The organism is Amycolatopsis sp. NPDC003865, from assembly GCF_053605345.1.
This window is the reverse complement of the sequence record NZ_JBSGJA010000013.1, coordinates 187,810-201,019: the sequence shown is the minus strand read 5'-3', so window position 1 is coordinate 201,019 and position 13,210 is coordinate 187,810. Positions and strand designations below refer to the sequence as shown.

11 protein-coding genes are annotated in these 13,210 nt (G+C 74.1%); all 11 read left to right on the top strand.

The window, feature by feature from the left end; translation table 11 throughout:
* Nucleotides 1-19: 19 nt before the first annotated feature.
* The 11 genes from ACWEVP_RS29190 (at nt 20) to ACWEVP_RS29140 (ending at nt 13,207) form a co-directional block, all read left to right on the top strand.
* On the top strand, nt 20-2,584 hold the full coding sequence (locus ACWEVP_RS29190; RefSeq protein WP_452065769.1) for an AAA family ATPase: 2,565 nt from the start codon (nt 20-22) through the stop codon (nt 2,582-2,584).
* A 130-nt stretch (nt 2,585-2,714) separates the two neighbouring features.
* Nucleotides 2,715-3,956, top strand: coding sequence for a glycoprotein (locus ACWEVP_RS29185; RefSeq protein WP_452065768.1), 1,242 nt, complete (start codon nt 2,715-2,717; stop codon nt 3,954-3,956).
* 26 nt (nt 3,957-3,982) lie between these two features.
* On the top strand, nt 3,983-5,830 hold the full coding sequence (locus ACWEVP_RS29180; RefSeq protein ID WP_452065767.1) for a dynamin family protein: 1,848 nt from the start codon (nt 3,983-3,985) through the stop codon (nt 5,828-5,830).
* A complete protein-coding gene (locus tag ACWEVP_RS29175) occupies nt 5,827-7,302 on the top strand; it encodes a dynamin family protein (protein ID WP_452065766.1) in 1,476 nt (491 codons plus the stop codon). The genes ACWEVP_RS29180 and ACWEVP_RS29175 overlap by 4 nt, the downstream gene beginning before the upstream one ends.
* Entirely contained in the window at nt 7,299-8,531 is a 1,233-nt protein-coding gene (locus tag ACWEVP_RS29170; protein WP_452065765.1) for a hypothetical protein, read from the top strand. Before ACWEVP_RS29175 ends, ACWEVP_RS29170 begins: the two co-directional genes overlap by 4 nt.
* A 3-nt stretch (nt 8,532-8,534) precedes the next feature.
* On the top strand, nt 8,535-10,094 hold the full coding sequence (locus tag ACWEVP_RS29165) for an Hsp70 family protein (protein ID WP_452065764.1): 1,560 nt from the start codon (nt 8,535-8,537) through the stop codon (nt 10,092-10,094).
* Between the two features lie 386 nt (nt 10,095-10,480).
* Entirely contained in the window at nt 10,481-10,804 is a 324-nt protein-coding gene (cutA, locus tag ACWEVP_RS29160; protein WP_452065763.1) for a divalent-cation tolerance protein CutA, read from the top strand.
* Between the two features lie 9 nt (nt 10,805-10,813).
* On the top strand, nt 10,814-11,515 hold the full coding sequence (locus ACWEVP_RS29155) for an RraA family protein (protein WP_452065762.1): 702 nt from the start codon (nt 10,814-10,816) through the stop codon (nt 11,513-11,515).
* Nucleotides 11,516-11,581: 66 nt separating this feature from the next.
* The gene (locus ACWEVP_RS29150; RefSeq protein WP_452065761.1) at nt 11,582-12,046 is read left to right on the top strand and encodes a DUF6292 family protein; all 465 of its coding nucleotides are present in this window, start codon (nt 11,582-11,584) and stop codon (nt 12,044-12,046) included.
* A gap of 45 nt (nt 12,047-12,091) precedes the next feature.
* Entirely contained in the window at nt 12,092-12,736 is a 645-nt protein-coding gene (locus ACWEVP_RS29145) for a response regulator (RefSeq protein ID WP_452065760.1), read from the top strand.
* 72 nt (nt 12,737-12,808) lie between these two features.
* Complete coding sequence (locus ACWEVP_RS29140; RefSeq protein ID WP_452065759.1) at nt 12,809-13,207, top strand: ATP-binding protein; 399 nt, start codon at nt 12,809-12,811, stop codon at nt 13,205-13,207.
* Nucleotides 13,208-13,210: the final 3 nt, after the last annotated feature.

Sequence of the window (13,210 nt, the reverse complement as noted above, 5' to 3'; positions counted from 1 at the left end):
GGTTGGGGAGGCAGTGGGTGTGGCGAACGACTGGCCGCTGGTCGGCCGCGAACAGGAACTGGCGTTCGCGCGCCGGGCATTGGCCGATCCCGAGGTGTGCGGGCTGCTGCTGACCGGCCGCGCCGGTGCGGGCAAGACCCGCCTGGCGAAGGTGCTGCTGGCCGAACTGGCCGGCGGCGGCGCGCGCACGCACTGGGTGCGGGCGATGTCTTCGGCGTCGACGATCCCGTTCGGCGCGTTCGCCCACCTCCTGCCCGGCAGCGCGGACGGCTCGGGGGACCGCGCGCACCGGCTCAACCAGGTCGCCGGTCACCTCACCCGTGGCGCGGAAGGCCGGCGGCTGGTGCTGTGCGTCGACGACGCGCACCTGCTCGACGACCTGTCCGCGACCCTGGTGCACCAGCTGGCGGCAACGGCGTCGGCGTTCGTGATCGTCATCGCGCCGCACGGCGTCAGCGTGCCGGACCCGGTGTTCGCGATGTGGAAGGACCGCGTCGCCGAACGGCTCGACGTCGGCGAGCTGACCCGCCCGCAGACCACCGAGCTGATCACCGCGGTCCTCGGTGGACGGCTCGACGACGGCGCGGAGCACCGGCTGTGGGGCCTGACGCTGGGCAACCCGCTGTTCCTGCGCGAACTCGTGCAGGGCGGGCTCGACAGCGATTCGCTGTCGGCCGAGGACGGCGTGTGGCGGTGGAGCGGGGCGCTCACGGCGACCCCGCGGCTGGTCGAGCTGATCGAAACCCGCACCGACCGGGTCGACGCCGACGAGCGGCGGCTGCTGGAGCTGCTCGCCTTCGGGGAGCCGCTGGGCAGCGAACCGCTGGTGCGGCTCGGGGCCGCGCGTGTCCTCGCCTCGACCGAGCAAGCCGGGCTGGTCGTGTCCGAACGGACCGGGCGGCGGCTGAACGTCCGGCTGGCGCACCCGCTCTACGCCGAGGTGATCCGCCGCCGGACGTCGCCGCTGCGCCAGCGCGACACCTACCGGATCCTCGCCCAGACCCTGGACCTCACCGGCGCGCGGCGCGCCGAGGACAAGCCGCGGCTGGTGCGGTGGCGGCTGGCCGCCGGGCTGCCGACCGACCCCCAGCTGGTCCGCGCCGCGGCGGAGACGTTGCTGCGCAAGGACTTCCCGCAGGCCGAGCAGCTGGCGGCCGAAGCCGTCCGGATGGGCGGCGGGTTCGGCGCGAAGTTCCTGCTCGCCCAGGTCCGGATCGCCGGCGGCCGCCACACCGACGCGGACGCGCTGCTCGCCGAGCTGGCGGGGGAAACGGTGTCCGACGCGCAGCACGCCCGCGTCGCGGCCACGCGCGCCCGCAACCTGGCGTTCGGCCTGAACCGGTTCGAGGAGGCTTCGGCGGTGGTGGACACCGCGGAGACGGCGGTGTCCGGGACCCAGGACGACCTCGTGACCGCCCGGGCGGCGCTCCTGGCCGCTTCCGGCGCGGCACGCGCGGCTTTGGAGCTGCTCGGGCCGGTGCTGGACCGCAACCGGCGCGGCGACGCGCTGCGGCTCGCGGCGCTCGTCGTCGCGGCCGGGGCGCTGTCGACGACCGGGCGGACGGAAGCGTGCCTGGGGGCGGTCGACGAGGGGCTGGAGATCGCGTCGCGGATCTCGGACGCCTTCGCGCCCGGGGCCCGGGTCCGGCTGGAGCACGCGCGAATCGCGGCGCTGTGCCGGGCCGGCCGGCTCGAGGAGGCCGAGGACCTGGCGGGCGACGACTACCGCGACGCGGTCCGGGACCGGTGGGGCCCGGCGGTGGCGGGCGCGGCGGCGTCGCTCGGGACGGTCGCGCTGGCGTACGGCAACGTCCGCGGCGCGATCCGCTGGCTGCGCGAAGCCCTGGCGGCGGACGCGCACGACCAGCCGCACGAGTTCCGCCCGGCGGTCGCCGCGGCGCTCGTCCGGGCGACGGCGATGAGCGGCCGGATCGCGGAGCCGCTGTGCGACTGGGACGGCGCGTGGGTGGCCGCGGCGCGGGGCGAGCTGTCACGGGCCGCGGAGCTGGCCGCCTCGGCCGCGTCCGCCGCTTCGTCGGAGGGCAGGCTCGCGGTCGCGGCGGAAATCCGCCACGACCTGCTGCGGTTCGGCGCCGACCCGGGGGAGATCCCGCCGGCGGGCGGCATGGCGGCGCTGTACTCGGCGCACGCGGCGGCTCTCTCGGACGCAACGGCCCTGGACGCGGTCGCGGCGTCCTTCGCGGACACCGGCGCGCGCCTGCTGGCGGCGGAGGCGTCGGCCCAGGCGGCGCGGGCGTACCGCGCGGAGGGCAAGAACGGCAGCGCGGCTACCTCGGCCCAGCGCGCGCGGGCGTGGCTGTCGTCCTGTGAGGACGCCGCGACGCCCGCCTTGTCCCTTTTGGACACGCCGCTCGACTTGACGGTCCGGGAGCTGGAGATCGCCCGCCTGGTGGCGACGGGCCTGACGAGCCGCGCGGTGGCGGACCGGCTGGTCGTGTCGGTGCGGACGGTCGACAACGTGCTGCACGGGGTCTACGCGAAATTGGGTATCTCCGGGCGCCGCGAGCTGGCTTCGGTGGTGGGTCCGCCGGAGTCGGGGAGTAGTCCCGGCGACGGTCCATAGGTAGATCCCGGCCGGCGCCGGGCGGAACCCGAGTAGGGCGCTACTCATGACCCGGGCGGCTGCGGGCCCAAGACTGGATGACAACGGAGGGGCACGGGCTTCACCGATCCGAATGTCAGGAGTGCACAGGATGACGACTTCATCGGGCGACGTTTTCCAGAACGAGCAGGGTTCCGGTGGTTCTGGCGGGAATCAGTTCAACGAGCAGGCCTCGACCGGGGGTTCGGGGAACATTTTCCAGAACGAGCAGGGTTCCGGTGGTTCCGGGGGGAATCAGTTCAACGAGCAGGCTTCGACCGGTGGTCGTGGTGGGGACATCTTCCAGAACGAGCAGGGTTCCGGTGGGCACGGTGGGAACCAGTTCAACGAGCAGGCTTCGACCGGTGGTCGTGGTGGGGACATCTTCCAGAACGAGCAGGGCTCGGGTGGGCACGGTGGGAACCAGTTCAACGAGCAGGCCTCGACCGGTGGCCGTGGTGGGGACATCTTCCAGAACGAGCAAGGCTCCGGCCGCGGCGGCAACCAGTTCAACGAACAGGCCTCGGCCGGCCACCACGGTGACGTGTTCCAGAACGAGCAGGGGGCCGGCGGCTACGGCGGCAACCAGTTCAACGAGCAGGCGTCAACCGGCGGCGGCGTGGGAGACATCTTCCAGAACGAGCAGGGCTCGGGTGGCCACGGTGGGAACCAGTTCAACGAGCAGGCCTCCACGGGTGGCCGTGGTGGCGACATCTTCCAGAACCAGCAGGGTTCCGGCGGGCACGGTGGGAACCAGTTCAACGAGCAGGCCTCCACGGGTGGCCGTGGTGGCGACATCTTCCAGAACGAGCAGGGCTCGGGTGGTCACGGGGGCAACCAGTTCAACGAGCAGGCTTCGACCGGGGGCTCGGGCAGCATTTTCCAGAACGAGCAGGGCTCGGGTGGCCACGGTGGGAACCAGTTCAACGAGCAGGCGAGCACGGGTGGCCACGGCAGCATCTTCCAGAACGAGCAGGGCTCGGGTGGCCACGGCGGGAACCAGTTCAACGAGCAGGCGAGCACGGGTGGCCACGGCAACATCTTCCAGAACGAACAGGGCCAAGGCCACGGCGGCAACCAGTTCAACGAGCAGGCCGCCACGGGTGGCCACGGCAACATCTTCCAGAACGAACAGGGCCAAGGCCACGGCGGCAACCAGTTCAACGAGCAGGCCGCCACGGGCGGTCACGGCAACATCTTCCAGAACGAGCAGGCCCACGGCCACCACGGCCACGGCGGCGACCAGTTCAACGAGCAGGCGTCCACCGAGCACCACGAGCACGAGCACCACCACGGCGGCGAGCACCACCACGACCACCACGCCGACCACCACCACGACGTCGAGCACTACTGAGCCGGCGTAAGCAAAGGGGAACGGTCATGCAGGAGCCGAGCGGCGGGGGGCGCATCGCCCTCGACACCCTCGACCTCGCCGTCAAGGGAGCGAAGGCCTACGGGCGGGACGACCTCGTCCAGCGCCTCACCGACGCCCGGCGCCTGCTGTCCGAACCGGACATCACCGTCTACGTCGTCGGGGAGTTCAAGCAGGGCAAGAGCTCGCTCATCAACGCCCTGCTGACCGCGAAGATCTGCCCGGTCGACGACGACATCGCGACCGCGGTGCCGACCGTCGTCCGCTACGCGCCGGAGTCCGGGGCTCTGGCGACCTACGAACCGGCCGACCCGTCGTCGCCGCCGTGGACCGAGCGGATCTCCCTCGACGACCTGCCCGCCCACGTGAGCGAAGCCGGGAACCCCGGCAACGTGCGCAAGCTCAAGTCGGTCACCGCGTCGATCAGCCGCCAGCTGCTCTCCGGCGGGCTGGCGCTGGTCGACACCCCCGGCGTCGGCGGGCTCGGCTCGCTGCACAACGCCGTCACCGTCAGCTCGCTGCCGCGCGCGCACGCCGTCCTGTTCCTCTCCGACGCCTCGCAGGAACTCACCGGCGCCGAGCTGCGGTTCCTCCGGACCGTCAAGGAACTCTGCCCGACCGTCTTCTTCGTCCTCACCAAGATCGACCTCTACCCGCACTGGCGGCGCATCCTCGAGCTCAACGCCGGCCACCTCGAAGCGTGCGGGATCACCATCGACACCATCGCCGTCTCCTCCGAGCTGCGCACCGTCGCCGCCCGCTCGGCCGACCAGGAGATGAACGTCGAATCCGGGTTCCCGCAGCTGGTCAAGCGCCTGCAGGGCGTCGTCGGGGACGCCGAGCGGTCCGCGCTCAACGCCGTCGGCCTGCACGTCGGGTCCGCGGTCGGGCAGCTGCACGCCTCCCTGCGCGCCCGCCGGACCGCGCTCGCGCACCCCGAGCAGTCCGCCGCGCTCGTGGCGGAACTCGGCCGGGTCAACGACCGCGTCGACGCGCTGCGCAGCCAGTCCGCGAAGTGGCAGCAGCTGCTCTTCGACGGCTTCGCCGACATCTCGTCCGATGTGGACTACGACCTGCGCGCCCGCTCCCGCGGCGTGCTGCACGAGGCCGAAGAGGCCATCGAGGACGGCGACCCCGCGAAGAACTGGGACGAGTTCGAGAAGTGGCTGCGCCAGCGCCTCGCGAACGAGACCCTCGAAAACTACGCGACCTTCGTCAAGGACGCCCGCGGCCTGGCCTCCCGCGTCGCCGAGCACTTCGAGCTCGCCGAGTCCCAGGCCGTGCTGCCGCGTGAGGTCCGGGCGCCGGTCGAAGTCGTCGAGGAGATCGCCATCGACTCGTCGTTCACCAGCGCCAAAACCCGCGGCGCCACCGGGATGGCCGCGTTCCAGAAGGCCTACAGCGGCTTCCTCATGTTCTCCATGCTCACGAAGATGGCCGCGCTGGCCATCCCGACGCCGTTCGGGGTCGCGGCCGGCCTGCTCATGGGCCGCTCCGGGTTCGCCGACGAACGCAAACGGCAGCTGGAAAAACGCCGCGGCCTGGCGAAGACCGCCGTGCGCCGGTTCGTCGACGAGTTCAACCTCCAGGTCGGCAAGGACTCCCGCGACGCCATGCGGACCGTCCAAAGAGAACTCCGCGACGCCTACAGCGCCCGCGTCGAAGAACTCCAGCGGTCCCTCACCGAAGCACTCGCGAACGCCAAGAAAGCCGTCGTCGACGACGACGCCGAGGCGGCCGAGCTCAAGCGCCTCGAAGCCGACATCGAAGCCCTCGAAGTGCTCGGCCGCCGCGCCGACGAGCTCACCCTGCGCAGCGCGCCCCAGTCCCAGCCCGTCCCGGCGGTGACGCGATGACCCCGCTCTACGTCCAGGTCCGCGGGTTCGTCGCCCGCGCGTGCGCCGGGTACGCCGGCACGCCGGCCGAGCCGCAGCTGCGGCAGATCGCCGGCCGGCTCGCCGAGCCGCTGCGCGTGGCCATCGCCGGCCGCGTCAAGGCGGGCAAGTCCACGCTGCTCAACGCCCTGGTCGGCCAGGAGCTCGCGGCGACGGACGCGGGGGAGTGCACCCGCGTCGTCACCTGGTACCGCAACGGCCCCACCTACCGGATCATGCTGCACCCGGTCCGCGGGATGCCGCGCCAGCTGCCGTTCGGCCGCCTGTCCGGGACGCTCGGCCTCGAGCTCGGCATGGCGCCCGAGGACGTCGACCGGCTCGTCGTCGACTGGCCGTCGCCGGCCCTGCGCGCGATGACGCTGATCGACACGCCCGGTCTCGGCTCGGCGCGGTCCGCGGTCTCCGGGCGCACCGAGGCGGCGCTGGTGCCCGAGGGCGACGGCGTCGGCACCGCGGACGCCGTCGTGTACCTGATGCGGCACGTCCACGGCGACGACGTCCGGTTCCTCGACGCCTTCCACGACGACCCGGCGCAGCGCCGCCCGGTGAACACGATCGGCGTGCTGTCCAAGGCCGACGAGGTCGGGCACGCCCGCGCCGACGCCCTCGACTCCGCGGAGAAGATCGCCGGCCGCTACGCCCGCGACCCGCGGGTGCGGGGGCTCTGCCAGACCGTCGTCCCGGTGGCCGGCCTGCTGGCCAGCTCCGCCGCGTCGCTGAAGGAGTCGGAGTACCGCGCCTTCCGGGTGCTGGCCGAAGCTCCTGGAGCCGAGGTGGCGCGGCTGCTCACCTCGGCCGACCGGTTCGCCCGCGCGGAGTCCGAAGTGGACGTTCCCGCGGCCGCGCGCGCCGAGCTGCTGGCCCGCTACGGGCTCTTCGGCGTCCGCCTCGGGATCGAGCTGACCGGCGGCGGCCACGTGACCGGCGCGCGGGCGCTGTCGGGCGAACTGCTGGCCCGCAGCGGCCTGCACCGGCTGCGGTCGCTGCTGACGTCCCAGTTCGCCGCGCGCGCCGACGTCCTCAAGGCGCGGTCGGCGCTGCAGGCGGCGGAACTGGTGCTGCGGGCCTACCCGGACCGCACCGGCGGGCTGCTGCACGAGTGGGAGCGGATCGTCGCCGGCGCGCACGAGTTCGCCGAGATCCAGCTGATCGACTCGATCCGGCTCGGCGTCGTGCTGTTCACCACCGACGAGGCCCGCGACGCGGAACGGCTGCTCGGCGCGGCGGGGGTGGACGTGCCGAGCCGGCTGGGCCTGCCGGCGGACGCGGGCCGCGCCGCGGTCCGGCAGGCGCTCGGCGCGCAGCTGCTGAGGTGGCAGCGGCGCGCCGAGCACCCCGCGTCCCCGCGCGACGTCCGGGACGCGGCCCGCGTCCTGGTGCGCACCTGCGAGGGAATCCTGCTCAGTGAAGCCCGGGCGGAGGTCTTGTCGTGAACGACGTGCCGAAGAAGATCAAGCGGGCGGCCTCGGCCGTCGCGGGCGCCGTCGCGTCGGAAGTCGTCGGGAACGCGCTCACGCCCGGGTCACCCGCCGCGTCGGCGCCGCCGCCGCAGCCGGAACCGGCCGCCGAGACCGCGCACGACGTCCCCGCCCACGAGTACGTGCCCGAGGTCGAGACCAGCACCGTCACCCGGGGCGAGGACGGCCACGTGGAAGCGCGAACGGGGACGGTCTGGCACCCGGAGACCACCGACGGACTGCCGCTGGAGGAACTGCCCACCGTCGAGGAGTTCGAGCAGATCGAGGTCCGCGAAGACGAGTTCGGCAACTTCATCATCGACGCGACCGAGCGGTTCGTCGTGCACACCCACGGCCATGACGAGGTGTACACCGACCACCAGCACCTCGTCGTCCCCGGGGACGGGACCCCCGGCGACACGGACATCGACATCGTCCAGGACGCCGACATCGTGGTCCACGAGAACCCCGACGGCACGATCACCGTGGAGCACCAGGGTTCGCTGACCTACGAGCTCACGCCCGACGCGCCGGGGCACGGCGACATCGAGGTGTTCCAGGAGGAGACGGTCGTCCTCGACGAAGCCGAGACCGGGCCACCCGGGATCGAGGTCGGGATCACCGTGGACGAGCAGGCGAACGCCGACGACCCGTTCGGCGAGCCGGCCGGGCCCACCATCCACCAGACCGAGGTGATCGCGGACAAGGGCCGCGGCGCCACGGTGACCGCGCAGGTCACCGCCCCGGCGCCGTCGCTGCCCGGGACGCCCGCGCCGCCGGTCGTGACGTTCAGCCGTCAGCCGTCCACAGTGGACGCACCGGCCCCGCCGCCGGCCGCGGTCGAGACGACGGCGCTCGCGGCCTCGAACTCGCTGGCCGAGCACCCGGTGGTGAAGCACAGTTTCGCCACCGAACCCGAGCCGGCGCGCCACGACGCCGGCGAGGTGACGGGCAGCCGGCCGCACCCCGCGGCGGAGGAGCACCCGTTCGAGCCGCCGCGGCACGACGAGCACCGGCCGGACCCCGAGCCGGAGCCGGACCACCCGCCGGCCGCGGGCCACCCGCCGGACGACCCGCCGCCGGAGCCGCACGACCCGCCTCCGCTCGAGCCGCCCGGCCCGCCGGAGCACGAAGACCACCTCGAGGAACCCGAGCCGGTTCCCGGCGATCACCCGACTTTCGAGCACACGCACGGCGGAGGCTGACAAATGGGCTACGGACTGGGCATCGACCTCGGCACGACCTTCACGGCCGCCGCCGTCGACCGCGCCGGCCACGTCGAAATGGTGTCGCTCGGCGACCGCACGGCGGCCATCCCGTCGGTGGTGCTGCTGCGGGCCGACGGGGGCGTGCTGGTCGGCGACGCGGCGAGCCGGCGCGCGGCGGTCGAGCCGGACCGCGTCGCGCGGGAGTTCAAGCGGCGCCTCGGCGACCCGACGCCGGTGCTGCTCGGCGGGGCGCCGCACTCGGTCGCGTCGCTGATGGCGCACCTGCTCGGGTACGTCGTGCGGACGGTCGCCGGGCAGCAGGGCGGGCGGCCCGACCGCATCACGCTGACGCACCCGGCGAACTGGGGGCCGTACAAGCGGGAGCTGTTCGAGCAGGTGCCGCGGCTGACCGGGATCGACCAGGTCGGCCTGATCACCGAGCCGGAAGCGGCGGCGGCGCACTACGCGGCGCAGGAACGCCTGGACGACGGCGCGGTCGTCGCGGTGTACGACCTCGGCGGCGGGACGTTCGACGCGACGGTGCTCCGCAAGCGCGGCACCGGGTTCGAGATCCTCGGTTCGCCGGAGGGCATCGAGGGGCTCGGCGGCGTCGACTTCGACGAGGCCGTGTTCGGGCACGTCGACCGGGCGCTGGACGGGAAGCTGTCGCAGATCGACCCGGACGACCCGGGCGCGGTGGCGGCGGTCGTGCGGTTGCGCCAGGAGTGCGTGCTGGCGAAGGAGGCGCTGTCGGCCGACACGGAGGCGGCGGTCCCGGTGCTGCTGCCGTCGGTGCAGACGGAGGTCCGGCTGACCCGCGGCGAGTTCGAGGAGATGATCCGCCCGTCGATCACGGCGACGATCGGTTCGCTGCACCGGGCGCTGCGGTCGGCGAACCTCCGCCCGGCCGACCTCGGCGCGGTCCTGCTGGTCGGCGGCTCGTCCCGGATCCCGCTGGTGTCCCAGCTGGTGTCGGCGGAGCTGGGCCGCCCGACGGCGGTGGACATCCACCCGAAGTACGGCGTCGCCCTCGGCGCGGCGGCGCTGGCGTCGGGCCGGTCGGGACTGGTCCAGGCGACGCGCGCGCAGCCGGTGCCGCCACCCCCGCTCCCGGTCCCGCGGGTGCCGGCGCCCCGCACCGAGACGCGCGAGCTCGCCACCGCGGGCTTCGGCGCGGGCGCACCGCCGCCGGCGCTGGGGCGGGCGAAGCCCGGAGCGAGCCCGGGCCGCCGGGCCTCGCGCCGGGGGGTGGTCGTGGGCCTGTGCGCGGTGGCGGTGGTGGCGATCGGCGGCGTGGCGGTGGCGGTGAGCAGCTCGAGCGGACGGGGATCGGGAAACACCCCGCCGGCATCGAGTTCGGCGACCGAGACGCCGACGCTGGTGACATTGCCGTCCCCGGAGACACCGGAGACGACGCACGCGACGGCGGCGGCCCCGCACACGAACCCGCCGCCGACGACGAGGAAGAAGACACCCCCGCGGACGTCGACGCCGACGCGCACGACCACACCGACGACGACCACGACGCCGCCGACCACGACCACGACGCCGACGACGTGAGGCCCGGGGTCGGCGGTTGCCGGGTGCTGGTGCGGGCCGCTGGGGTTGGGGGTGGTGGCCGCGGAGTGGGTTCGGGTCGGTGGGGTCGTCGGCGGTTGTCGGGTGCTGGTGCGGGCCGCTGGGGTTGGGGGTGGTGGCCGCGGAGTGGGTTCGGGCCGGTGGGGCCGTCGGCGGTTGTCGCTTGCCGATGCGGGTCGCCGGGATCGAGCCCGGCCGCCGAGGAGGGGGCCGGGCCGGCGGTGAGTGCGGTTCGGGGGCCGGTCCGGCCGCCCGCCCGGGTTCGCGGCCGGGGGGACGGCGGCCGGCAGGCGAGCGACGATGGGCCCGGCCTCGCCGACACCGGCGGCCCGGCGCGCTCGCCGTGGGCCGCCGGTAGCCTCGCGGGCATGGCGGCAGAGCACGTGATCGTGACGTCCACGACCGACTCCGAGACCGCGGCCCGCGAGCTGGCCGCGAAGGTGGTCGAAGAACGGCTGGGTGCCTGCGCGCAGATCGTCGGCCCCGTCACCAGCGTCTACCGCTGGGACGGCGAGGTGCGCACCGACCGGGAGTGGCGGGTCGAGATCAAAACGACCGCCGGCCGGGTGCCCGCGCTCACCGAGCGCATCGGGCAGCTGCACGGCTACGACCTTCCCGAGGTCGTGGCCACGCCGATCGTCGGCGGCAGCGCGGCGTACCTGTCCTGGCTCACCACCGAAACCGCTGGCTAGATTCGGGGCATGGAAGACCTTCTCGCGCGTTTCGAGACCCTCACCACCGCCCACCTCGCCGACGCCTGCATCCGCGCCGGGCTCCCGGTGCGCTGCGCCCCGGCGCCGACGCGCGCGGTGGTGCCCGGCACCCGCCTGCTCGGGCCCGCGGTCCCCGCCCGCCACGTCGGCAGCGTCGACGTCTTCCTGGAAGCCTTCGAGCACGCCACCCCCGGTGGTGTCCTGGTGGTCGACAACGGCGGCCGCCTCGACGAGAGCTGCGTCGGCGACCTCGTCGTCCTCGAAGCGCGCGCGGCCGGGCTGGCCGGGGTCGTCATCTGGGGACTGCACCGCGACACCGCCGACGTCCGCGCGATCGGGCTGCCGGTGTTCAGCCTCGGGTCGATCCCCACCGGCCCGCTCAGCCTCGGCCCGCGCGTCGACGGCGGCCTCGACGAAGCGATCGTCGGGACGTGGCGCATCGGGCCGCGGGACCTGGTGGCCGGCGACGACGACGGCGTCGTCTTCCTCCCGCTGGACCGCGCGAGCGAGCTCTTCGACCTCGCCGAAGGCATCCGCGACACCGAACGCCGGCAAGCCGACCGGATCCGGGCCGGCGAGCCGCTGCGGCAGCAGGTCCGCTTCGCCGACTTCCTCGCCGCGCGCGAAGCGGATCCGGCGTTGACCTTCCGCGCGCACCTGCGGGCCGTCGGCGGTGCGATCGAGGAGTGACCCGGAAGTGTGATCTTCGCCCGGAGGGGGTATCCCGGCGCACCGGCGGCGCGGGAGGCGGGATCCATGAACACCCTCATCGACTTCGGCAGGGACATCGAGTACCACTTCGCCCGCGGCGTGCGGGCCTACCTCGCCCGGGTCGCCCGAGCCGTCGGCGTCGGGTTCGAGTCGTGTTCGCTCGACCTCGACGTGCCCACCTCCGGCTACGTGGCGCTCGACCGCGCCCTCCCGGACCTGCCGGGCCACGACCTGGCGCTGATCTGGGACGAGGTGCACGGCTGGTCGGCGGTCGTCGAGCCCGCGGGCGGCGGCGCGCCGAAGGTGCTCGCCTACCTCGGCGGGGCCGAGGTCCTGCCGCCACCGCGGGCGGTAGCGCGGTTCCTCGAGGTGCTGCGGCTCGCCGGCCCGCCCGCGGGCTCCTTCCGGCCGCCGGTGTTCCGGACGGCCGGACGCCACGAGGACCTCGTCGACTGGCTGCCGGTCACCGGTCCCGAGGGTCTGCTGCGGCCGGGCTCGGCCGGGTGGTGACGCCTAGGATGGGGCCGGCAGCGACCCGTCCACCGAGGGAACCCCGTGACCAGCGCCGAACCGAGTCCCGTCCGCGTCCTCCTGGTGGAGGACCACGACATGGTGGCCGAGGCGCTGCAGCTGGCCCTCGACCGCGCCGACGGGATCACCGTCGTCGGCCGCGCCCGCTCCCGGGCCGAAGCCGTCGCCGACGCGCGTGAGCACGAGCCGGACGTCGTCCTGCTCGACCGGCGCCTCGCCGACGGGGACGCGCTCGGCGTCATCGGGCAGCTCGGCGAGACCGGCGCGCGGGTGCTGGTGCTGACCGGCGACGCGACGCCGGCGGTCGCCGTGCAGGTCGCGAAGGCGGGCGGCGCGGGACTGCTGCTGAAGTCGTCGCAGCTGGGCGTGCTGGAGTCGGCGGTGCGCGACGTGGCCGCCGGCGGTGTGGTCTTCGACCCCGAGCTGCTGCCCGAGATCTTCGACCGGCTCACCGGCCGGGCGCCCGCCCGCGGCGCGGAGCTGACCGCGCGGGAACGCGAAACCCTCGACCTGCTCGCGGAGGGCGCCACGACCGAGGAGATCGGCGAACGGCTGGGCGTCTCGCGCAACACGACCCGCAACCACGTCCAGCGGGTGCTGGAGAAGCTCGGGGCGCGGTCGAAGCTCGAAGCGGTCGCCGTGGCCCGTCGCGAGGGCTTGATCGGCTGATGCACCTGCACCAGTGACGCGGCCGGGGTTTGCATCTCGTGCGCCCCCGCGCCGACCGGCACGCTGGACGCCGTGGACACCTCGGCGCCGCTCACCGCGGAGTGCGCCCTGACCGATCCGGCGGGCGGCCTGGCCGTCGTGCGCCGGTTCGCGCGGCTCACGCTGACGGCCTGGGCGTGCGAGTCCGTCATGGACGACGCGCTGCTGCTGCTCACCGAGCTCGCGACCAACGCCCTGCAGCACGGTTCCGGCCGCCCGGTCCTGCGGCTGAGCGTCGGGGCCGGGCACGTGCGCATCGAGGTGTTCGACGACGACCCGGTACCGCCCGTGCGGCGCGCGCCCGGCGCCGACGGCGGCTGGGGCCTGGCGCTGGTCGAGCGGTTGTCGCTGGCCTGGGGGACCGCGCGCCACGGCCTGGGGAAGGTGGTCTGGTGCGCGCTGTCCGCGCCGTCGGCCGAACTCGCCGGCTGACGC

Coding starts and splice junctions, on each gene's coding strand:
- ACWEVP_RS29155 (WP_452065762.1), top strand. CDS start 10,814: ATGGAAGACCTTCTCGCGCGTTTCGAGACCCTCACCACCGCCCACCTC.
- ACWEVP_RS29175 (WP_452065766.1), top strand. CDS start 5,827: ATGACCCCGCTCTACGTCCAGGTCCGCGGGTTCGTCGCCCGCGCGTGC.
- ACWEVP_RS29165 (WP_452065764.1), top strand. CDS start 8,535: ATGGGCTACGGACTGGGCATCGACCTCGGCACGACCTTCACGGCCGCC.
- ACWEVP_RS29180 (WP_452065767.1), top strand. CDS start 3,983: ATGCAGGAGCCGAGCGGCGGGGGGCGCATCGCCCTCGACACCCTCGAC.
- ACWEVP_RS29150 (WP_452065761.1), top strand. CDS start 11,582: ATGAACACCCTCATCGACTTCGGCAGGGACATCGAGTACCACTTCGCC.
- cutA (WP_452065763.1), top strand. CDS start 10,481: ATGGCGGCAGAGCACGTGATCGTGACGTCCACGACCGACTCCGAGACC.
- ACWEVP_RS29185 (WP_452065768.1), top strand. CDS start 2,715: ATGACGACTTCATCGGGCGACGTTTTCCAGAACGAGCAGGGTTCCGGT.